Annotated in this window: 19 protein-coding genes; 9 read left to right on the top strand and 10 right to left on the bottom strand. The window is 68.9% G+C overall.

Annotated elements, in window-relative coordinates; translation table 11 throughout:
* Positions 1 to 15: 15 nt before the first annotated feature.
* On the bottom strand, positions 16 to 1,110 hold the full coding sequence (gene gcvT, locus K3G64_RS18290) for a glycine cleavage system aminomethyltransferase GcvT (RefSeq protein WP_238886304.1): 1,095 nt from the start codon (positions 1,108 to 1,110) through the stop codon (positions 16 to 18).
* A 71-nt stretch (positions 1,111 to 1,181) separates the two neighbouring features.
* Between gcvT and K3G64_RS18285 the strand changes: the two genes are divergently transcribed.
* Positions 1,182 to 2,267 (top strand): adenylate/guanylate cyclase domain-containing protein, encoded by a 1,086-nt coding sequence (locus tag K3G64_RS18285; RefSeq protein WP_305071263.1) that lies wholly within the window; start codon positions 1,182 to 1,184, stop codon positions 2,265 to 2,267.
* Between the two features lie 17 nt (positions 2,268 to 2,284).
* Positions 2,285 to 3,832 carry a leucyl aminopeptidase gene (locus K3G64_RS18280; RefSeq protein ID WP_238886303.1) on the top strand — a complete coding sequence of 516 codons (1,548 nt, stop codon included), beginning with the start codon at positions 2,285 to 2,287 and terminating at the stop codon, positions 3,830 to 3,832.
* On the opposite strand, the gene K3G64_RS18275 is transcribed toward K3G64_RS18280, so the two are convergent.
* Positions 3,829 to 5,595: an SDR family oxidoreductase gene (locus K3G64_RS18275; RefSeq protein WP_238886302.1), complete on the bottom strand. Its 1,767-nt coding sequence runs from the start codon at positions 5,593 to 5,595 to the stop codon at positions 3,829 to 3,831. The two genes, K3G64_RS18280 and K3G64_RS18275, sit on opposite strands and share 4 nt — an antisense overlap.
* Before the next feature lie 212 nt (positions 5,596 to 5,807).
* Entirely contained in the window at positions 5,808 to 6,164 is a 357-nt protein-coding gene (locus K3G64_RS18270) for an oxidoreductase (RefSeq protein ID WP_238950790.1), read from the bottom strand.
* 157 nt (positions 6,165 to 6,321) lie between these two features.
* Between K3G64_RS18270 and sucB the strand changes: the two genes are divergently transcribed.
* From sucB to K3G64_RS18245, 5 genes are read left to right on the top strand one after another with little or no spacing between them, the layout of a single operon-like run.
* On the top strand, positions 6,322 to 8,334 hold the full coding sequence (sucB, locus tag K3G64_RS18265; RefSeq protein ID WP_238886301.1) for a 2-oxoglutarate dehydrogenase, E2 component, dihydrolipoamide succinyltransferase: 2,013 nt from the start codon (positions 6,322 to 6,324) through the stop codon (positions 8,332 to 8,334).
* Positions 8,335 to 8,364: 30 nt separating this feature from the next.
* On the top strand, positions 8,365 to 9,270 hold the full coding sequence (locus K3G64_RS18260) for a TIGR01777 family oxidoreductase (protein WP_238886300.1): 906 nt from the start codon (positions 8,365 to 8,367) through the stop codon (positions 9,268 to 9,270).
* Between the two features lie 20 nt (positions 9,271 to 9,290).
* The gene (gene lipB, locus K3G64_RS18255; RefSeq protein ID WP_238886299.1) at positions 9,291 to 9,965 is read left to right on the top strand and encodes a lipoyl(octanoyl) transferase LipB; all 675 of its coding nucleotides are present in this window, start codon (positions 9,291 to 9,293) and stop codon (positions 9,963 to 9,965) included.
* Positions 9,962 to 10,924: a lipoyl synthase gene (lipA, locus tag K3G64_RS18250; protein ID WP_238886298.1), complete on the top strand. Its 963-nt coding sequence runs from the start codon at positions 9,962 to 9,964 to the stop codon at positions 10,922 to 10,924. Before lipB ends, lipA begins: the two co-directional genes overlap by 4 nt.
* A gap of 4 nt (positions 10,925 to 10,928) precedes the next feature.
* Complete coding sequence (locus K3G64_RS18245) at positions 10,929 to 11,681, top strand: DUF4191 domain-containing protein (protein WP_238886297.1); 753 nt, start codon at positions 10,929 to 10,931, stop codon at positions 11,679 to 11,681.
* A gap of 97 nt (positions 11,682 to 11,778) precedes the next feature.
* On the opposite strand, the gene K3G64_RS18240 is transcribed toward K3G64_RS18245, so the two are convergent.
* Complete coding sequence (locus K3G64_RS18240; protein WP_238886296.1) at positions 11,779 to 12,243, bottom strand: RDD family protein; 465 nt, start codon at positions 12,241 to 12,243, stop codon at positions 11,779 to 11,781.
* Between the two features lie 159 nt (positions 12,244 to 12,402).
* Between K3G64_RS18240 and glnA the strand changes: the two genes are divergently transcribed.
* Positions 12,403 to 13,839 (top strand): type I glutamate--ammonia ligase, encoded by a 1,437-nt coding sequence (gene glnA / locus K3G64_RS18235; RefSeq protein ID WP_238886295.1) that lies wholly within the window; start codon positions 12,403 to 12,405, stop codon positions 13,837 to 13,839.
* 122 nt (positions 13,840 to 13,961) lie between these two features.
* Positions 13,962 to 14,498, top strand: coding sequence for a DoxX family protein (locus tag K3G64_RS18230; protein ID WP_238886294.1), 537 nt, complete (start codon positions 13,962 to 13,964; stop codon positions 14,496 to 14,498).
* A 7-nt stretch (positions 14,499 to 14,505) separates the two neighbouring features.
* Here the strand turns inward: K3G64_RS18230 and K3G64_RS18225 are convergent, their stop codons facing one another.
* From K3G64_RS18225 to K3G64_RS18200, 6 genes are all read right to left on the bottom strand, one after another.
* The gene (locus K3G64_RS18225; protein ID WP_238886292.1) at positions 14,506 to 15,114 is read right to left on the bottom strand and encodes a carbonic anhydrase; all 609 of its coding nucleotides are present in this window, start codon (positions 15,112 to 15,114) and stop codon (positions 14,506 to 14,508) included.
* 31 nt (positions 15,115 to 15,145) lie between these two features.
* Complete coding sequence (locus tag K3G64_RS18220) at positions 15,146 to 15,469, bottom strand: P-II family nitrogen regulator (protein ID WP_238886290.1); 324 nt, start codon at positions 15,467 to 15,469, stop codon at positions 15,146 to 15,148.
* Complete coding sequence (locus K3G64_RS18215) at positions 15,466 to 18,009, bottom strand: DUF2309 domain-containing protein (RefSeq protein WP_238886289.1); 2,544 nt, start codon at positions 18,007 to 18,009, stop codon at positions 15,466 to 15,468. Before K3G64_RS18215 ends, K3G64_RS18220 begins: the two co-directional genes overlap by 4 nt.
* Positions 18,006 to 19,574: a proton-conducting transporter transmembrane domain-containing protein gene (locus K3G64_RS18210; RefSeq protein WP_238886288.1), complete on the bottom strand. Its 1,569-nt coding sequence runs from the start codon at positions 19,572 to 19,574 to the stop codon at positions 18,006 to 18,008. Before K3G64_RS18210 ends, K3G64_RS18215 begins: the two co-directional genes overlap by 4 nt.
* Before the next feature lie 275 nt (positions 19,575 to 19,849).
* On the bottom strand, positions 19,850 to 20,707 hold the full coding sequence (locus tag K3G64_RS18205) for a TIGR03619 family F420-dependent LLM class oxidoreductase (RefSeq protein ID WP_238886287.1): 858 nt from the start codon (positions 20,705 to 20,707) through the stop codon (positions 19,850 to 19,852).
* Entirely contained in the window at positions 20,704 to 21,339 is a 636-nt protein-coding gene (locus K3G64_RS18200) for a PaaI family thioesterase (protein WP_238886286.1), read from the bottom strand. The genes K3G64_RS18205 and K3G64_RS18200 overlap by 4 nt, the downstream gene beginning before the upstream one ends.
* Positions 21,340 to 21,356: the final 17 nt, after the last annotated feature.

The raw sequence follows: 21,356 nt of genomic DNA, 5'->3' as shown, positions 1-21,356 counted from the left end.
GTGTATATCCGCACACTACCGAGTTTTTGCGGTGACGAACGGCGGCCTGACCACTTCGCACTCCACCGCGCGACCGCGAACATCGACCGCGACGCGGTCACCGTCGGCGATGTCGGCGGCGGTGTCGATGAACGCCAAGCCGATGCCGACTTTCAGTGTCGGAGAGAACGTTCCCGAGGTCGTCACGCCCACGGGGCGGTCGCCGTCGAGCACGGTCAGGTCCGCGCGCAGCACCCCGCGGCCGGTCGCCCTGAGTCCCCGGAGCAGCCGGCGTGGACCGGCCTCCTTCTCCGCCAGCAGCGCCTCGCGCCCCCAGAACGCGTCCTTCTTCCAGCCGATGGCCCAACCGCAGCGCGCCTGCAGCGGCGAAAACTCCGGCGACAACTCGTGACCGTGCAGCGGATAACCCATCTCGGTGCGCAATGTGTCGCGGGCGCCCAGGCCCGCGGGTTCGCCGCCTGCCGCGGTGACCGCCTCGACCAGGGCATCGAACACCACCGCCGTTCGGTCCCACTCGGGCAGCAGCTCGTAGCCGTGCTCGCCGGTGTAGCCGGTCCGGCATACCCGCACCGGCACACCGCCGAAGTCGGCATCGGCGTAGCCCATGTAGTCCATGTCCGTCGGCAGGCCCAGCCCGCCGACCACCTCGGCCGACTTCGGCCCCTGCACGGCCAGCACCGCGTATGACCTGTGCTCGTCGGTGACGCTGACCCCGCTCGGCGCCTGTGCGGCCAGCGCGGCGACCACCGCGGCGGTATTGGCGGCGTTGGGCACCAGGAAGATCTCGTCGTCGGCGACGTAGTAGGCGATCAGGTCGTCGATCACACCTCCGGAGTCGTTGCAGCACAACGTGTACTGCGCCTTGCCGGGCCCGACGCGGCGCAGGTCGTTGGTGAGCGCGGAGTTCACGTAGGCCGCCGCGCCGGGACCCCGTACCAGCGCCTTGCCGAGGTGGCTGACGTCGAACAGGCCGACGGTGGTGCGGGTCGAGGTGTGCTCGCTGACCGTTCCCGCGTAGGACACCGGCATCAGCCATCCGCCGAACTCGGCGAAACTGGCCCCCAGTTGCCGGTGCCGGTCCTCCAGCGGGCCCTTCAACACGTCACTCATTCCAGGTTCATCTCAGCGTGCGTCACGCCGAACCACCCTAATCCGGTCCTGCGGTTGGCACACTGGTGCGGGTGGTGGACCTCGACGCCCTGCAGGCCGCGGGGATAGCCGACGCGCACCAGCGGGCGGCGCTGATCGCCTACCTGGACTCGCTGGGCTTCACCGCCGAGGAGATGGTCGAGGCCGAGCGACGCGGCCGGTTGTTCGGCCTGGCCGGCGATGTCCTGCAGTGGTCGGGGCCGCCGACGTACAGCCTGCGCACCGCGGCCGAACGGCTCGGTGTGCCGGTCGAGGACGTCACGAAGGCGTGGGCGGCCGTCGGACTGTCGGTGTCCGACCCCGGGGCGGTGGCGTTGAGTCAGACCGACGTCGACGGGCTCGCCTGCTGGGTCGAAGTCAAGGCGGTCATGGGCGACGAGCCCGCGCTCGCCTTCCTACGTGTGATGGGTAACGCCATGGCCCGCCTGGCCGAGGCGGGCTCGACGATGGTGCGCCTCGCCCAGCCCGACATCTTGATGGGCCACAGCGGCGACGAATACCGGACGGCCCGGACCTACCGGGCGATCGCCGAATCGACCTCTCGGTTCAGCACGTTGATCGACGTCGTGTGGCGCCAGCACCTCAACAGCGCCCGGGTGCACTTCGAGGGCGGGCTTACCGACGCGTCGGCCAGCGTCACCTGCGGCATCGGCTTCGCCGACCTGACGGGTTTCACCGCGCTCACCCAACGGCTCAGCCCGGACGAGCTGTCGGATCTGCTGCTGGAGTTCGGGGGCGTGATCGCCGACCTGGTGCACGCCGACGGCGGGCGGGTGGTCAAGTTCATCGGCGACGAGGTCATGTGGGTGACCTCGACGCCGGAGTTGCTGGCGAAGGTGGCGGTCGATCTCGTCGAGCATCCGCGCGCCCGCGACGCCGGGTTGCAGGTGCGTGCCGGGCTGGGCTACGGGCGGGTGCTCGCCATCGGCGGGGACTACTTCGGCACCGCGGTCAACCTCGCCGCCCGGCTGGTCGGGGCGGCGTCGCCGGGGCAGATCCTGGCCGGCCCCGACGTATACGGCCAGCTGCCGGACTGGCCCGCCGCAGCGCTGGAACCGTTGTCGCTCAAAGGTTTCGACGCTGCAGTTGCGGCCTATGACCTGCACGCCGCGCGCTGAAGATAGGCTGGTTGCCCGTGAGCCCAGCATCATCCGGTCATCAGACGCCCACCGTCACCGTCAGCTCGTCGCTGCCCAAACGCAAGGCAGGCGGCACGGTGCTGATCGTGCCGGTCGTCGCCAACGCCGACGAGGACAAGACGGCGACCGTGGTCGCCAACCCGTTCCTCGGCGCCCGGGCGGTCGCAGAGATCGAGGCCGCGCTGGAGGCCCTCGGCGCCAAGGGTGGCGCCGAGCAACTGACCCGCGTCGTCGCGCCGTCGCTTCCGGTGGCCAGCGTGCTGGCAGTCGGGCTGGGCAAGAGCCGCGACTTCAGCGCCGACGTGATCCGCCGGGCCGCGGGCGTGGCCGCGCGATCGCTCAACGGCACCGAAGCGGTCACCACGACGCTGTCCGACTTGGACCTGTCCGCCGCGATCGAGGGCCTGATCCTGGGCTCGTACCGGTTCAGCGAGTTCCGCAGCGACAAGACCGCGCCCAAGGATTCCGGACTGCGCACGATCACCGCGCTGACCGCCGACACCAAAGCGAAGACGAAGGACGCGCGCACGCGAGGAGCACCAAAGGAAGAAGCGGCCCGAGCCGTCGACATCGCCACCGCAGTGGCCACCGCTCGCGACTTCGTCAACACTCCGCCCAGCCACCTCTATCCCGCCGAATTCGCCAAGCGGGCAAAGGCATTGGGCGATGCTGCCGGGCTCGAGGTGGAAGTCCTCGACGAGAAGGCCCTGGAGAAGGGCGGCTTTGGCGGCATCGTCGGCGTCGGCAAGGGCTCGTCGCGCCTGCCGCGACTGGTACGGCTGTCCCACAAGGGCGCGAAGCGGAAGGGCAAGAAAGTCGCCCTCGTCGGCAAGGGCGTCACCTTCGACACCGGCGGCATCTCGATCAAGCCGGCCGCCAACATGCATCACATGACCTCCGACATGGGCGGGGCGGCCGCCGTCATCGCCACTGTGGTGCTGGCCGCCAGGCAGAAGCTACCCATCGATGTGACCGCCACCGTTCCGATGGCCGAGAACATGCCCTCGGCAACCGCCCAGCGGCCCGGCGACGTGCTGACCCAGTACGGCGGCATCACCGTCGAGGTGCTCAACACCGATGCCGAGGGCAGGCTGATCCTGGCCGACGCGATCGTTCGGGCCTGCGAGGACGATCCGGACTACCTGATCGAGACGTCGACGCTGACCGGGGCCCAGACGGTGGCGCTGGGCGCGCGCACCCCGGGTGTGATGGGCAGCGACGAGTTCCGCGACCGCGTCGCCGCGATCTCGCAGGCCGCGGGCGAGAACGCCTGGCCCATGCCGCTGCCCGAGGAGCTGAAGGACGATCTGAAGTCGACGGTGGCCGACCTGGCCAACGTCAGCGGGTCACGGTATGCGGGCATGCTGGTGGCGGGCACCTATCTGCGGGAGTTCGTCCGCGAGGGCGTGCAGTGGGCCCACATCGACATCGCCGGTCCGGCCTACAACACCGGCGGACCGTGGGGCTACACCGGCAAGGGCGGCACCGGTGTGCCGACGCGGACGATGTTCGCGGTCCTGGAGGACATCGCGGTCAACGGCTAGACGACGCTGGCGCGCGCCGAACTACGCATCACCTGCGGCAGCAGGTGGGCGACGCCGTAGACCAGGTAGGCCTCGGGCGCGACAGGTCGGATCGGCTTGTTCTTCTTCACCGCCGAGACGATCGCCTTGGCGACCTTGTCCGGTCCGTAACGGCGGGCGTGGAAACTCTTCTCGAGTTGGGCGCGTCGGGCCTCGACCATGGCGCGTTTGTCGGCAGGCGCGTCAAACCTGGTGGTACGAACGATGTTGGTGTCGATGACGCCCGGGCAGACGGTGGTCAGCCCGATGCCGGAGCGGTCGAGTTCGGCGCGCAGGCAGTCGCCGAACATGAACACCGCGGCCTTGCTGGTGGCGTAGGCGTTCATCGACTGCTGCGGCGAGTACGCCGCCATCGACGAGATGTTGACGACATGTCCGCCTGCGCCGCGGTCGACCATGCGTCGTCCGAAAGACCTGCAGCAGTTGACGACTCCGCCGAAGTTGATGGCCAGCACGCGGTCGTACTCGGCGCGCGGTGTGTCGAGGAACAGCCCCGCGTGTCCCACGCCCGCGTTGTTGACCACGACGTCGGGCACGCCGTGTTCGGCACACACCCGGTCGACGAAGTTTTCGACGGCGTCGGCGTCGGACACGTCGACGGTGTAGGCGTGGGCGACACCCCCGTGCGCGGCGATCTGGGCCGCGGTTTCCTTGACGGTGCCCTCGTCGATGTCGCTGACGACGATCTCGGCGCCCTCGCGCGCGAACGCCAGCGCGGTCGCCCGGCCGATGCCGCTGCCCGCGCCCGTCACCGAAACCAGTGTGTCGCTGAAGTATTCGCGCGGCCGACCCACCTGTGCCCGCAGCAGTTCTCGGACCGGCGGCCTGCCCTCGAGGTGATCGACGAGCTGCAGGACCGATCGTGCGATCACCTGCGGATGTGACATCGGCGACCAGTGGCCGGCGACGATGTCGCGCCGCCACAGCCGCGCCACCCACTTCTGCGTGTCCTCGTAGACGTACGGCCGCACGAACCGGTCGTTGAGGTTGACGACGAGCTGAACCGGCACGTCGACGTAGTGGTCCGTGCGTGCCCTGGTCAGCGAGCGCCAGTAGTTGGCGGCGTAGACCCGCAGACTGTTGGCCGCGTCGACGGGCAGGTCGGGCGAGTGGTGGATCCGCTCGGCGGGGATGCCGTCGTGGGTGAGCATCCGCTGCAGCGCGCCTCTACGGAACGCCCGACGGATGATCAGCGGAGCCGCCACCGGTATCGAGAACAGTGCCATGTACGTCAGGCGCAGCATCTGAGCGAGCCCACGGGCGAACCGCCGCGGCCGGTAGGGCCGGGCCAGGCTGCCGATGATGTAGCGGTTGAGGTGGTCAGCGCTGGGACCCGAGATCGAGGTGAACGACGCGACCCGCTCGCGGGCCTCCGGCCGGACGAGGTACTCCCAGATGGCCGACGAACCCCAGTCGTGGGCCAGCACGTGAACGGGCTCGCCGGGGCTGACGGCGGCGATCACCGCGGCGAAGTCGTCGGCGTAGCGCGCCATCCGGTAGGCCGAGACACGCTTGGGCACGGACGATTTGCCGACGCCGCGGTCATCGAAGCGCACGATCCGGAACCGCTCGGCCAAGTGCGGCACCACGCTGTTCCACAACTGGTGTGTATCCGGCCAGCCGTGCACCAGCACCAGCGTCGGCCCGTCGGGGTTGCCCTGCTCGTAGACGGCGATGCGCGCGCCGTCACTGCTGTCCACGTAGCGCTCGGCGATCTCCCCCATCACACCTCCCGTGACTTGGGTGCAACCGCCGGTACCGTACCAAGGACGCCCTCATTGCTAGTCGGTTCCTCGCAAGCGCTCGTCAGTGCCGTCGGTTCCTCGCGCAAGCGCTCGTCAGTGCCGTCGGTTCCTCGCGCAAGCGCTCGTCAGTGCTAGTCGGTTCCTCGCGCAAGCGCTCGTCAGTGCTAGTCGGTTCCTCGCGCAAGCGCTCGTCAGTGCCCGTCCAGTTCCTCGCGCGCAGCACGCCGACGTTCGATGCGCCTGCGTTCGTCGTAGTCGCGCATCCGCTGGGGGTAGCCGACCTTCTGCACGTCGTAGACGGGAATGTCGAGCCGCTCGGAGAGCCGCCGCGCGCCGGCGTCTCCCCCGGCGCGGCGCCTGGTCCACTCGCCGTCGGCGGCCACGAGCACCACGGTGACCTCGGTGACGGTGGTCTTCGGTTCGACGAACGCCTCGACACCGGTGTGCTCGGCGACCCACTGGCGCAGATACTTCAGATCCGCCGCCGGGTCGCTGCCCGGCGCCTTGCCGCGGCGCGTAGTGCGCCGGAACCTGTCGAGGATTCCCACTCCTGCCCGCACTCCCTTCTCCTCCATTTCGATAGTGCCAGAGCGACAGGTCCGAAGGTCTACGGCGAACACTCGGCCCGGACATGACAGGATGGGTTTTGCAGACGTCCGACCCAGCAGGACTGACGACCGTTCAGGGGAGCGAGGGAGTCAATCAATGGCCACGACCGTCCAGATGCCCGCATTAGGCGAGAGCGTCACCGAAGGGACTATCACCCGATGGCTCAAGCAAGAGGGCGACACGGTCGAGCAGGATGAGCCGCTGCTGGAGGTCTCCACCGACAAGGTCGACACCGAGATTCCCGCTCCCGCGTCCGGTGTGCTCCAGAAGATCGTCGCCCAGGAGGACGACACCGTCGAGGTCGGCGGCGACCTGGCGGTGATCGGGGACTCGGCCGAGGACGGCGGCTCCGATGACTCCGGCGACGAGTCCGATGACTCCTCGGACGACCAGGGTGATGACGACTCCTCTGCAGACGACGAAGCCGCCGATGACTCCTCCGGAGACGACGAGGCCGCCGATGAGCAGCCGGGCGATGAGGACGAGCAGGATGAGCCAGCCGAGGAGGACGAGTCGCAGCCCGAACCGGCCGCCGAGGAGGAGGAGAAGGACTCGCCCAAGTCCGACTCCAAGTCCGACTCGAAGTCCGACTCGAAGTCCGCGAAATCCTCCGGTGACGCGACGCCGGTGCTGATGCCCGAACTCGGCGAGTCCGTCACCGAAGGCACCGTGACGCGCTGGCTCAAGAAGGTCGGCGACACCGTCGAGGTCGACGAGCCGCTGCTGGAGGTCTCCACCGACAAGGTCGACACCGAGATCCCGTCGCCCGTCGCCGGCACGCTGTTGTCCATCACCGCCGAGGAGGACGACACCGTCGAGGTGGGCGGGGAGCTGGCCAAGGTGGGCGATGCCGACGCCGCCGATTCCGACGCCACCGATTCCGAACCGGAATCCGAGCCAGAGCCCGAACCCGAGCCCGAGCAGAAAGCCGAGCCAGAGCCCGAGCCCAAGCAGGAAGCCGAGCCCGAGCCCGAGCAGGAAGCCGAGCCAGAGCCCGAGCCCAAGCAGGAAGCCGAGCCAGAGCCGGAACCCGAGCAGGAACCGAAACCGGACGCGAAGCCCGAGTCCAAGCAGGAACCCAAACGGGAACAGAAACAGGACGCCACGCCCGCGCCCAAGCCGGAACCGCAGGCGCAACCGTCGGGCGATTCTGGGCCCTATGTCACACCGCTGGTGCGCAAGCTCGCCGCGGAGAACGACGTCGACCTCGCCAGCGTGAAGGGCACCGGTGTCGGCGGTCGCATCCGCAAGCAGGACGTGCTGGCCGCCGCGGAGGCCAAGAAGGCGCCCGAGTCATCGGATGAGCAGGCCGCCGGGGCGCCGGACAAGACGCCGACCGCGGCTAAGGCACCCGCCGACGAGCAGGCCGCCCCCGCACTGGCACACCTGCGCGGCACCAAGCAGAAGGCCAACCGGATCCGTCAGCTGACGGCGAAGAAGACCCGCGAATCCCTGCAGGCCACAGCACAATTGACGCAAACCCACGAGGTCGACATGACCCGGATCGTGGCGCTGCGTGCCCGCGCGAAGAATGACTTCGCCGAGCGCGAGGGCGTCAACCTGACGTACCTGCCGTTCATCGCCCGCGCGGTGATCGACGCCCTCAAGGCGCATCCCAACGTCAACGCCAGCTACGACGAGGAAACCAAAGAGATCACCTACTACGACGCCGAGCACCTCGGCATCGCCGTCGACACCGAGCAGGGCCTGCTCTCGCCGGTGATCAAGAACGCCGGTGATCTGTCCCTGGGCGGGCTGGCCCGCGCGATCGCCGATCTCGCCGGTCGCGCCCGCTCGGGTGATCTCAAGCCCGACGAGTTGTCCGGTGGCACGTTCACGATCACCAACATCGGCAGCCAGGGGGCGCTGTTCGACACCCCGATCCTCGTTCCGCCGCAGGCCGCAATGCTGGGCACCGGTGCGATCGTGAAGCGGCCGCGAGTCATCGCCGACGAGTTCGGCAACGAGTCGATCGGCGTGCGGTCGGTGTGCTACCTGCCGCTGACCTACGATCACCGGCTCATCGACGGTGCGGACGCCGGCCGTTTCCTGACCACCATCAAACGCCGACTCGAAGACGGCGCGTTCGAGGCGGACCTGGGTCTGTAGAACGCCTACCGGGAAGGGCTTGCGCCTGTCGTGTCCGCCGTCGTCGCGGTAGCCGGATCCTCCGGCCTGATCGGTACGGCGCTGGTCTATGCCCTGCGGGCCACCGACCGGCGGGTGATACGGATCGTGCGTCGTGCCCCCTCGACCGCCGACGAGGTGTTCTGGAACCCCGACACCGGCGAGTTCGACTCCGGTGTGCTTGCCGGGGTGGACGCCGTGGTGAACCTGTGCGGCGTCAACGTCGGCGCCAAGCGCTGGTCGGGGGCGTTCAAGCAGAGCCTGCGCGACAGCCGCATCGATCCGACCGAGGTGCTGGCCGCCGCGGTCGCCGAGGCCGGGGTGCCGGTACTGGTCAACTCCAGCGCGGTGGGTTACTACGGCGACACCGGCTCGCGCGTCACCGACGAGACCGCACCACCAGGCGACGGCTTTCTCGCGCATCTGTGCGTCGACTGGGAGAACGCGACGTGGGCGGCCCAGCAGGACGGCGCCCGGGTGGTGCTGGTGCGCTCCGGGCTGGTGCTCGCGCAGTCGGGCGGGCTGATGAGCCGGCTGCGCCCGCTGTTCTCACTCGGTCTCGGCGCACGCCTGGGCAACGGCCGCCAGTACATACCCTGGATCAGTCTCGAGGACGAGGTGCGTGCGCTGCTGTTCGCGATCAGCGACGACGGGTTGTCCGGGGCCGTCAACCTGACCGGGCCGGCACCCGTCACCAATGCCGAGTTCACCACCGCGCTGGGCCGCGCGCTGGGCCGGCCGACCGCCTTGATGGCGCCCGGCTTCGCGTTGCGCACAGTGCTCGGCGAGTTCGCCGACGAGGGCCTGCTCGGCGGTCAGCGCGCGATACCGGCGGCGCTCGAACGCGCGGGCTTCGTGTTCCGCCACAACACGATCGGCGAGGCGCTGGCCTTCGCCACCGCATCCGCCGACGCGTGACGGCGGGTAGCGTCGAAGGCGTGACAACGTCGATTCGGTCTCAGACCGGGCCGATCGAGGTGCGCAGGCTCGGCACGGTCGGCTACCAGGACGCGTGGCGGCTGCAGCGTGAACTGGCCGACGCGCGGGTCGCGGGTGGGCCGGACACGCTGTTGCTGCTCGAGCACCCGCCGGTCTACACCGCGGGCAGGCGCACCGAGGCGCACGAACGCCCACTTGACGGCACCCCCGTCGTCGACACCGACCGGGGCGGCAAGATCACCTGGCACGGCCCCGGCCAGCTGGTCGGCTATCCGATCGTCGGATTGGCCGAACCGCTCGACGTGGTGAATTTCGTTCGGCGACTTGAGGAGTCACTGATCGCCGTCTGTGCCGGATTCGGGCTGCAGACGGGAAGGGTGGCCGGACGGTCCGGAGTGTGGGTGCCCGCCCACGACCGCGGACCCGCCCGCAAGATCGCCGCGATCGGGATCCGGGTGTCGCGGGCGACCACGTTGCACGGTTTCGCCCTGAACTGCGACTGCGACCTGAGCGCCTTCGCGTCGATCGTGCCGTGCGGGATCGCCGACGCCGGGGTGACCTCGCTGACGGCCGAACTCGGCCGCCGGATCGGCGTCGACGACGTCATGACACAGGTGGCCACGGCCGTCGACGAGGCGCTCGACGGCCGGCTGCGGGTAGCCTCGACACAGTGACGGTCGCGCCAGACGGTAGGAAGCTGCTGCGTCTCGAGGTTCGCAACGCCGAGACGCCGATCGAACGCAAGCCGCCGTGGATCAAGACCAGGGCGCGGATGGGCCCGGAGTACACCGAGCTCAAGGCGCTGGTCCGCCGCGAGGGTTTGCACACGGTCTGTGAGGAAGCCGGCTGCCCGAACATCTTCGAATGCTGGGAGGACCGCGAGGCCACCTTCCTGATCGGCGGCGAGCAGTGCACCCGTCGCTGCGACTTCTGCCAGATCGACACCGGCAAGCCCGCCGAACTGGATCGCGACGAACCGCGTCGCGTCGCCGACAGCGTGCAGGCGATGGGTCTGCGGTACTCGACCGTCACCGGCGTGGCCCGCGACGACCTGCCCGACGGCGGGGCCTGGCTCTACGCCGAGACGGTGCGCGCCATCAAACGGCTCAACCCGAACACCGGAGTCGAGCTGCTGATCCCCGACTTCAACGGTGATGCCGCACTGCTCGAGCAGGTCTTCGAGGCACGCCCGGAAGTCTTGGCGCACAACCTCGAAACGGTGCCGCGCATCTTCAAGCGGATCCGCCCGGCGTTCCGCTACGACCGCAGCCTGGCGGTGCTGACCGCGGCCCGTGACTACGGGCTGGTCACCAAGTCGAACCTGATCCTGGGCATGGGCGAGACACCCGAGGAGGTCCGCGCCGCCCTGGTCGACCTGCACCGGGCCGGCTGCGACCTGGTGACCATCACCCAGTACCTGCGCCCGTCGGCGCGACACCATCCGGTGGAGCGGTGGGTCCACCCCGAGGAATTCGTCGAGCACGAGCGCTTCGCGCAGGAGCTCGGCTTCGCCGGGGTGCTGGCGGGCCCGCTGGTGCGCTCGTCGTACCGGGCCGGCCGGCTGTATGCGCAGGCGGTCGCGTCGCGGCCGGCAGGAGCAGCCACGGCAGCGGCATCTGACTCCGTATCCTGAACCAATGGCGAAATCCCGCAATCCGGCCGCCACCAAGGCGGCGAAAGCAGAGGCCAAGGCGGCCCGCAAGGCGGCCTCCAAGCAGCGACGCACCCAGCTGTGGCAGGCGTTCCAGATTCAGCGCAAAGAGGACAAGCGGCTGCTGCCGTACATGATCGCCGCGTTCGTGCTGATCGTCGGCGCGTCTGTGGCGCTGGGCCTCTTCGCCGGCGGATTCACCACCTACATGATGATCCCCCTCGGCGTCGTGCTGGGTGCGCTGGTGGCGTTCATCATCTTCGGCAGGCGCGCGCAGAAGTCGGTGTACCGCAAGGCCGAGGGCCAGACCGGCGCCGCGGCCTGGGCGCTGGACCAGCTGCAGGGCAAGTGGCGCGTGACGCCGGGGGTGGCGGCGACCGGCCACTTCGACGCCGTCCACCGGGTGATCGGGCGGCCCGGTGTCATCTTCGTCGGAGAGGGTGCGGCGAACCGGGTCAAGCCGCTGCTGGCGCAGGAGAAGAAGCGCACCGCCCGAATCGTCGGTGACGTGCCGATCTACGACTTCATCATCGGCAACGGCGACGGCGAAGTGCCGTTGAGCAAGTTGCAGCGTCACCTCAACAAGCTGCCCGCCAACATCACGGTCAAGCAGATGGATTCGCTGGAGTCGCGGCTGGCCGCGCTCGGCACCAAGGTCGGCCCCGCCGCGATGCCGAAAGGCCCGCTGCCGACGCAGGCCAAGATGCGCGGAGTGCAGCGCACGGTCCGCCGCAGGTAATTCCGCGCCCTCTGCACCGACGTCTGATTTCGAAACTGAGCTAATGATCGAAAATCCGCTCAGATTTCGAGCAAACGCTCAGATTCGCGGCGGAAGATCAGCGCCGCACGACCGCCGTGTTGGTGAAGCGGTCCTGATAGCCGCGGAAGTCGGCGTCGGTGAACAGCGCCGGGATGACGAGCGCGATCAACAGCCCGCGCACGGTGGCGCGACCGATGCCGACATGCATGCGGTTGTCGATGGAGGCCACCCGCAACCCGAGCACCAGTTGGCCGGGTGTGAACCCGAAGAGCCGCACCGACACCACACCCAGCACGAGCCAAACGACCAGCACCGCGGTGGACAGCATGTTCAGCGACAGTAGGCCCAGCGACATCGCGAGGGCGGCCAACCCGTAGGCGATGAACCAGTCGATCAGCAGCGCGCCGATGCGCCTGCCGAACCGGGCGATGGATCCGGGTCCGCTCTCGGGCAGGCCGAGGCGCTGACCGGGGTAGTCGTTGGGTCCGGTCTCGCTGCGCGGATCGGGACCCGACAGCCAAGACCCCATTGTTCGGGCCATACTGTCAGGATATGCGGGTCTCGACGCTATTCAGTCGGCCGCCGGCGGCAGACGCTGACCACCGATTGCGTAACTTCGGCGCAACATGCGGTTGACGACCGCGCAACATCGTGTCCTTAGCGTCAACCCGCGGGTTACCAGATAAAGGAGAGACCTCAAGTGGCAGAAAAGACCGCCGACGACATTCTCAAGCTGATCAAGGACGAGGACGTCGAATACGTCGACATCCGGTTCTGTGATCTGCCCGGCGTCGTTCAGCACTTCTCGGTCCCGGCTTCGGCATTCACGCAGGACGTCTTCGAGGACGGCCTCGCCTTCGACGGGTCGTCGGTGCGCGGCTTCCAGTCGATTCACGAGTCCGACATGATGCTGCTGCCGGACCCCGAGACCGCGCGCATCGATCCGTTCCGCGCCGCCAAAACGCTGAACATGAACTTCTTCGTGCACGATCCGTTCACCCGCGAGGCGTACTCCCGCGATCCCCGCAACGTCGCCCGCAAGGCGGAGAACTATCTGGCCAGCACCGGCATCGCCGACACCGCCTTCTTCGGCGCCGAGGCCGAGTTCTACATCTTCGACTCGGTGGCCTTCGACTCGAAGATCAACGGCACCTTCTACGAGGTCGACTCCATTTCAGGCTGGTGGAACACCGGCGAGCCGGTCGAGGCCGACGGCAGCGCCAACCGCGGCTACAAGGTGCGGCCGAAGGGCGGCTACTTCCCCGTCGCGCCGTACGACCACTACGTCGACCTGCGCGACCAGATGGCCACCAACCTGATCAACGCAGGCTTCGTGCTCGAGCGGGGCCACCACGAGGTCGGCACCGCCGGCCAGGCCGAGATCAACTACAAGTTCAACACCATGCTGCATGCGGCCGACGATGTGCTGCTGTTCAAGTACATCATCAAGAACACCGCCTGGCAGGCCGGCAAGACCGTCACGTTCATGCCCAAGCCGTTGTTCGGTGACAACGGCTCCGGCATGCACTGCCACCAGTCGCTGTGGAAGGACGGCCAGCCGCTGTTCCACGACGAGGCCGGCTACGCGGGCCTGTCGGATCTGGCCCGCCACTACATCGGCGGCATCCTGCACCACGCGCCGTCGCTGCTGGCGTTCACCAACCCGACGGTGAACTCCTACAAGCGTTTGGTGCCGGGCTACGAGGCGCCGATCAACCTGGTGTACAGCCAGCGCAACCGTTCGGCGTGTGTGCGTATCCCGATCACCGGCAACAACCCGAAGGCCAAGCGCCTCGAGTTCCGTTGCCCGGACAGCTCGGGCAACCCGTACCTGGCGTTCGCGGCGATGCTGATGGCAGGCATCGACGGCATCAAGAAGAAGATCGAGCCGCAGACCCCGGTCGACAAGGATCTCTACGAGCTGCCGCCGGAGGAGGCCGCCGCCATCCCGCAGGCGCCCACCTCCCTGTCGGCGGTGATCGACAAGCTCGAGCAGGATCACGACTACCTCACCGAGGGCGGCGTTTTCACCGAGGACCTGATCGAGACGTGGATCTCGTACAAGCGCGAGAACGAGATCCTGCCGGTGCAGATCCGCCCGCACCCGTACGAGGTGGCGCTCTATTTCGACGTCTGACCGAGGCAGGTAACCGACAGTTCCCCTTCGGGCCGGGCGGAGTTCACTCCCCCGGCCCGAAGTGTGTTTCCGCCTCACACGAAGCGGTGAACTTCCCGGACGGCGAGCGTAGGGTCTTGTCCATGACGACCTTCGACAACCGTCTCGCCAGTTACTCGTCACCGTTTCTGAGCCTGTTCCGTATCGTCGCGGGACTACTGTTCGCGCTGCACGGCACCTCGAAGCTCTTCGGCTGGCCGTACGGGGAGGCCGTGCCGGTCGGCACCTGGCCGATCTGGTGGGCAGGGCTGATCGAACTCGTCGCCGGGCTGTTGATCGCCATCGGATTGTTCACGCGCATAGCAGCTTTCATCGCTTCCGGGGAAATGGCGGTGGCGTATTTCTGGAAGCACTGGCCGCCGCTGGACGGCCCGCCCGCGAGCTTCTGGCCTTCGGAGAACGGCGGCGAAGTCGTGTTGTTGTTCTGCTTCGGCTTCCTGGCGATCGCCGCGCTGGGCGCGGGCGCCTGGTCGGTCGACGCCCGCCGCGGCACGCGCGTCGGCGGTAGCGCACCGGGCCGGGTGGTGAGCGGCACCGCGGCGCCCGGCGGTACCGCGGCGCCCGGCGGCAGGGCGGCGCCCCGTCGCCGCAGCGGACTGCTGAGCCGTTTCCGGCGCTAGCCGGCCGTCAAACGCACTCCAGCAAGCGGTCTTCGGGAGCGTCGACGTCGCCGATCGTGGCGATCGCTTCGACGTGGCCGTCCGAACTCGGTACAGCGCAGACTATTGCGCACTGCCCGGCATCGACTCGCTGCGCGATCAGCGGCGAACGCTGCAGCAGAGCCACTCCGGTCTCGATGACATGGGCGATGGCCGCGTGGGTCGGCTCCGCGGTCCCCGCGCCGCGCCGGATGATCGACGAGCTGACCTGCTCGACGACCGCGCGCAGCGCACCCTCGGGCATGACCGCCTCATCCCACGCCCGCAATGCGGTTGCCACGGCCGCACATTCGCGGTGACCGAGAACCACGATCAGCGGCGCCTGTCGAGTGCCGACGGCATACTCCATCGTCGCGATGATGCCGGTGTCGATCACATGACCCCAGCTGCGGGCGTTGACCAGCGCGCCCCACGCCTGGCCGAAGACCATTTCGGCGCAGACCCCGTCGTCCGCACACTGCAAGACCGCGGCGGCCGGCCGGCTTTCCGCGGGCTCCGTCCGTCCGGAGACCAGCGGAACGAAGAATCGTTGATTGCCTGCGCTCAACTTCTGCCAGGCGGCGTTGGGTTCGGACATCGGACATCCTTTCGTGGTGGTGATTTCCGGGTCAGGTGAAGTACTCGGCCCGGCTGACATAGGTCTCGGAGACGAACATGACGCCCGAGGAAGCGCCCAGCAGTGGTCGCAGACCGGCCAGCAGCGCTTCCACTTTCGCGTCGGGCACCACGGTGATCAGCAGTTCCAAGGCCGCCTGCTGGTTGAACAGCAGTCTGCCCTCTCGGTAGCCGTGATGTCCGAGGCCGGAGACACCGGACACGCTGGTGTAGCCGGTGCCGCCGACGCTGCGGATCAGGTCGTGCACCGCCGCGGCGTCGTCACCGCTGACGACCACCTCGATCTTGGTCATCTTGGTCAGTCCGGTCGATGTCATCGCGTGATCTCCTCGTCCATGAGTGGTACCGGTATCGGTGTCTGGTTCCAGTCCTGCCACCCGCAGCGGGTCCAGCGCTGCCAGCTCTGCCCCGGGTGGTCCCGCGCGGCCAGGCCGACCCAGTCGTTGCCGAACAGCCGCTGCAGAATCGGATTTCGGGCGACGATCGTGTCGATGCGAGCAAGCGGCGCCTGGACCACCGCCAGTAGCCGGAGCGGCTCGTGCACCAGACCGTCTTCGCCGGCCACCGACTGCCACGGCAGTCCCAGCCTCAGGTCACCGGTGTGCCCGGAGAGCACGCCCGCCGTCCCGACTACGTTGTGGATGACCTTGGTGCCCGCACCGAAGACGTCGGGGGCCACGCTGGAGAAGTAGTACTGACAGTTGATCCACTGGGCCACCACCAGCGGCGCCGTGAGGATGGTCTCCAGTGCTGTGCCGTCGGCGTCGACATCGGCCTCGTAGGAGTGCAGGAATACCCGCCGTTTGAGATCGAGGCCTTCGGTGACCGCTCGCGGTGCGACGACGAAGGCGGCGTTGCCGGCAAGTCCCCATTCCGGGTACACCTGGCCCCAGTCCGCGGACCGCGTCGCGACATGGCGTGCCGCCCGGCCGGTGGACCGCCGCTTCGGCGCGCCGGGCAGCATCGCGGAGCGCTCGGCCGCCAGTGCCTCGCCGGCGTGGGCCAGGTCTCCGACGAGCCGCTGCAGGTCTGCGCGGTGACTGGCCGGCACGAGGTGGTGGTCGAAGACACGGACGCGGTCGGTGGTGGTGTCGTGTTGCGCCGCAAGGAAATAGGTGTCGGCGGGAATTCGGATGCCGGCTTCGCTCAGCCGGCTGCGGACCGCGGGCTGGTTCAGGATGGCCGCGGCGGTACGCGCGTTGGGGCCGCCCGGCTGCCCGCCGCACGCCCCGCAGTCCAGCGCTGCCTGGTAGGGGTTGTTCTCGGTGCTGCTGCCGTGGGCGCAGAGCACTACCAGCCTGGCGAAACAATCCGTGAGCCCCATCGTGGTCAACGCGACGCGAGCGAACAACGCCCGCTGCTCGAGGTCGACGCCGTCGACGTCGACGACCGTCGGTGCGGGCGGCGCGGCCAGGCGGTGCAGCCCCCGGCGGGCGCTCGCGCTGGCCGTGGGCAGCAACGTCTTCACGGTGGCCATGGGCGCCGCCACCCACCCGGCGGCTTCGGCCAGGGTGAACGGCGCGAGGAACGCGTCCTTGGCGGCGTGGAAGGCCGAATCGGCACCCGCCATCGCGGTGGTGCCCGAGAGCCGGCGCGCCGCCGCACCCTGCGCACCGTCGGCCGCCACCTCCCGGATGTCGTGGTTCGGGTTGATCAGGACCGGGCACAGGTCCGCTGCCGCCCCGCCCGCCAGATCGGTGTAGCGGATAGCGACCGCGAAGAAGCCCGCGAAGCCGAAGGTCTCGTAGCCGCCGCGACTTTCGAGGTGCCGGCGCAGCCCTTCCGAGCGCGCATCGATGCAGCACACCACTTGGGCGGCCGCGGGCGACCTCGTGCCGGTACCGCGGTGCGTGGAGAGGTCGGCGAGCAGTCGATCGCGGTAGTTCGATTCAAACGCCTGCTGCCACAGTGCCTCTCGGATACTGACGGGGACCGCGGACAGCACCCTGGCTGCCGCGGTGAGTTCAGTGGGGGCGGCTTCGAGCCCCCACCGTGCGGCCAGGTGAGCAGCCCGTTGGCGCGCCGAGGGCACCCGCTGCCCCAGGTCGCTACGCGGGAGCGTCGGCCGGGCAGCATCGAGGAGGGCCGCCTCGTAGGAGAGCCGCATGGCGAGGTAGTCGAGCAGATCGATGCCCTGATCCCGGCCAGTGCACCACTGCACGTGGGCGGCCCATCCCGGCAGGCGGGTGAGGTGGGCCTGCAGGTAGCCGGTGCGGGCGTCGGCGCCGACGTCGAGAGCGCTCAACGCGTGCAGGGCGGCGTCGTCGGCCCGCGCCGGGAGAGCGCGCAGCGCCTTGCGGGTCCGGCGCGGCAGGGTTCGGTCCGCGGGCGCCAGAGCGCGCCAGGCGCGGAAGAATCCGTCCTCTCGCCCAGGCATCGGCCACGGGGCCGAACCGAAGAACGCCGCACACCACTTGCCCGCGAGCGCGTCCACGGTGTCGGCGACCTGCGGTCGCGTCTCCTCAGCCCGACTCAGGAAGCGGCGCATCGGCTTCGGCGCCGGACGACCGTGCAGCATGTCCTGGCGAAGTAGTTCCGACGGCGACACCTCCCGGCCGCCCAGTTGCAGCGCAGGCTGGGCGACTACCCCTGGATAGCGCCGGCCCAGCGCGTCGTCGAGGTTCGCATCGGTGATGCGCCCGGCCTGATAGAGCGCGCGAAACGCCTCCTCAGGCAGCGTGCCCGGGGTGCCGTACAAGTCACCGGCCCGGTGCACGGCCTGCTCGAACGGCACGGCCTCGAGTCCGGCCAGGGGGTTGACGGCGATGAAGGTTCCGAGCGGGTAGTGCGTCGGCACCACCTTGGCGGCCAGTGCGATGTCGGCGCGCAGTTGGGCGCGAAGGACTTCGACGGTCATGACGACGCTCCTGTCATTGCGGGTGGGCGATGTGCACTGGGGGCCGCGACGTGGCCGGCGCTCAGCGCGTGGGCGTAGAGCACGCGCTGCAGCCGGGCGGACCCACCACGCCGGGCCGTCGTGCGCAGCACGGCAAGACCGGCGAGGGCGACGATCACCGCGAGAAGTGCCCAGACGGTCGGCGTCGGCGCGGGCACTTCCGGTACCGCGGGAGTGAGGAACCGGCTCAGCGAACTGACCAGGAGCAGGTAGCCGAAGGTGGCCGGTGCCAGGAAGGCCGCCGCCGCCGCCGTCCCGGCCAGCGTGGGACGCCGCCGCAGCCATCCCAGGGTCGCGGCGGCCGCCGTCGCCCACGCAAAGACCATCAGCATGGCCTCGTCCGCACCCTTGGGCAGCGGCGTCACGAGCAGCGCGATGACCAGCACACTGCCCGACAGCATCGCCGCGGTGACGGCGATCGTGGCGTGCCGGCGCCGCGTCAACACGGGCGCTGGGGGTAGCGCTGATCGGCCGCGGTGCTCGGCCACCGCCGACCCGGAGGCCAGGAACAGTCGCGCCTTGTAGAAGCCGTGCGCGACCAGGTGCAGGACCGCCGCGATCGACAGGCCGAGCCCGCAGGCCAGCACCATGAATCCCATCTGCGCGATCGTCGAGTGCGCGAGCGCACCCTTGACGTCCGGCTTCACCAGCATCACCATCGCGCCGTAGACCACGGTCCCCGCCGCCGCGAGGATGGTCAGCGCCCGTGCGATATCCGCGCCCGCCAGCAGCGGCGACAGCTTGACCAGCAGCACCCCGCCTGCGTTGACCACGCCGGCGTGCAACAGGGCCGAGACCGGCGTCGGCGCCGCCAGCGTCGCGGGCAGCCAGCGCACGAACGGCAGCTGGGCCGACCGCGACAGTGCGGCGACGACGATCAGGACCGCCGCCGTCGCGGCCGCGGTGCCGTCGATGCCGCGCTCAGCCAGGGTGCGCAGGTCGACGCTGCCCCACCGCGCCGTGATGAGCGCGACGGCCGTCCACAGAGCGAGGTCACCGACGAAGAACGCCTTCGCCGTGCGGACGACACCGTCGCGGGCGGCCGGCAGGTCGGGATACATGGCCAGCAGCAGACACAGCGCGATCCCGGCGGCGGTCCAGAACACAGCCAGCGTGAACAGGGTCGCAGAGGCGACCAGTCCGGCCGACGCGGCGGTCACCAGGTTCGCCCCGGCCGTGAAACGGGCCGCTTTCGGGTCACCGGCGAGGTACCGGATCCCGAAACTCTGGACTAACGCGCTGATCCCGAAGACCAGACACAGCAGGACCACGCTGAGCCGGTCGGCCGAGACCGCGACGACCCCGCCGCCGGCGGTCACCGATACCGCGTCACCGACGGTGACGTTCGTCGCGAGTACCGCGGCGCCGAGGAAGCCGAGGCCGGCCGAGAGGGTGGCGATGCGTGCGGTCCACCGCGGCCGCCGCCTACCTGCCGCGCAGGCCAACGCCGTCACCACTGCGGGCGCCGCCAGGACGGCGATCAACACACCCTGGAGGACTTCGACTGAGACGGCCGATTCCAACACACGAAGTAGATTACGTATTTTTAATTACATCTGTCAAGCTTCGTGAATTACGATTCTCATATGACGCGCATTCGTCACTATCGCAGTCGTCAGGTCGCCGTGGGCGCGCGCCATGGGAACGGTGAGCAGCTGGCACCGTCGTTCACCGCTCATCTGGGCGCGAATCTCGTGACACCGCCGAACCTCGACACCGATCGCTTCGGCACATTCAGTGGCAAGAGACCACGCGAGGGGTCGCCACTTGCGGCACCCGTGCCATGCCCGACGCCGCGACGTCAGTCCAGCCCGAGGTCCTTGCGAAACCGCTTCATCCCGTCGATCTTCTCCGCCAGCGTTGCTTGCGGGCCCGCATAGAACATCCACGGCATGGTGACGATGCCCTGGATTCCGCCAGCCTCGGCACGGTCGTATTGCTCGGAGGTGAACGCGTCGGTCAGCGGTGTGATGACGGTGAAATCGTCCATGGACAACCCGTTCTCGGCGCGCAACTCACGGAGCTTGGCGACGCGCTCGAGCGCATGCTCGGTGGTGATGAGGTCACCGATCCAGCCGTCGTGACGCGCTGCCCGGCGCAGCGCGACATCGGAGAGCCCACCGACGTACACGGGGATCGGCGGCGGCGTGGGCTCCATCTCTAGCCGCGGCGTCGAGTAGAACTCGCCCTCGAACTCCGTCCATCCCGGCTTCCACAGCTCCTTCATCAACGCGAGCATCTCGTCGGTGCGCTTGCCGCGGCGCGCGAACTGCTGGCCCATCAGCGCGAACTCCTCGGAGCACCAACCGACGCCGATGCCGAGCTCCAGCCGGCCGCCAGCCAGAACCGCCGCTGTGCCGATCGATTTCGCCGCCGAGTACGGATCGCGCATCGCGGGCAGGTAGACCGTGGTGACGAACCGGATACGCGCGGTGACCGTGGCCAACGCGCCGATCAGCACCCAGGGGTCCGGCCAGTCCGTGAAGGCCTCCCACCGTCGTCGCCCGTCCTTGGTGTACGGATACGGTGTCTGCAGGGTCTCCAGATTCACGACGTGGTCGGGGATGCCCAGCCCGTCGTAACCGAGATCGTCTGCGGCCTTGGCGATCTCGACCACCTCACCGGTGTCCAGGAACGCGAGGCTGACATAGAATCTCATCCGGCGTCGCGCGCCCACACCGGCCGGATGAACACACCCTCGGCCTCCACTGTGGCGCCGTCGGCGTCCATCAGTTCGCCGCGGGCGAAGGTCTTGACGCCCTCGGACCTTTCGACGAAGGCCTCGGCGCGCAGCGGCCCCAACGGAGTGCCGCGTAGATAACGCAGCGAGATGGTGCCGGTGAACTTCGGCTGGGTTAACCCCTCGCTGGCCGCCTCGCCCAGCAGGTGGTCGAGCACCAGCGCGCAGATGCCGCCGTGCACCCATCCCGGCGGTCCCTCGTATGCCCCGCTGAGGGTGAACTCGCTCCAGCACCGGCCGTCGTTCTCATGGTGGATGACCATCGGCGGGGCGATGGCATTACGCAGTCCCACCGCGGGATTGGCCCAGGCCAGGGGGCGACCGGTGCTCTCATGCCGCAGGGTCGACGTCACCGCGCGCTGCTTGCTCTCCAGCAGTTCGGCCACCGCCTCGACCTGCGCCTGCGCGTCGCGGACCGCCACCTCGTCGAGTTCGGTGTGCAGGCTCGCATCGACGAGGCGGCGCACCGCCTCGGTCAGCGGCCCGTACAGCGCTCGCTGACGCTGATACTCGTCCTCGGTGATCACGTCGAACCCGAAATCCATGCTCATACGTTACGCCTCATTCG

It is taken from the genome of Mycobacterium sp. IDR2000157661 (genome assembly GCF_022317005.1).
Classification (GTDB): domain Bacteria; phylum Actinomycetota; class Actinomycetes; order Mycobacteriales; family Mycobacteriaceae; genus Mycobacterium.
The sequence above is the reverse complement of the archived record's forward strand: the minus strand, read 5'-3'. Positions and strand labels throughout refer to the sequence as shown.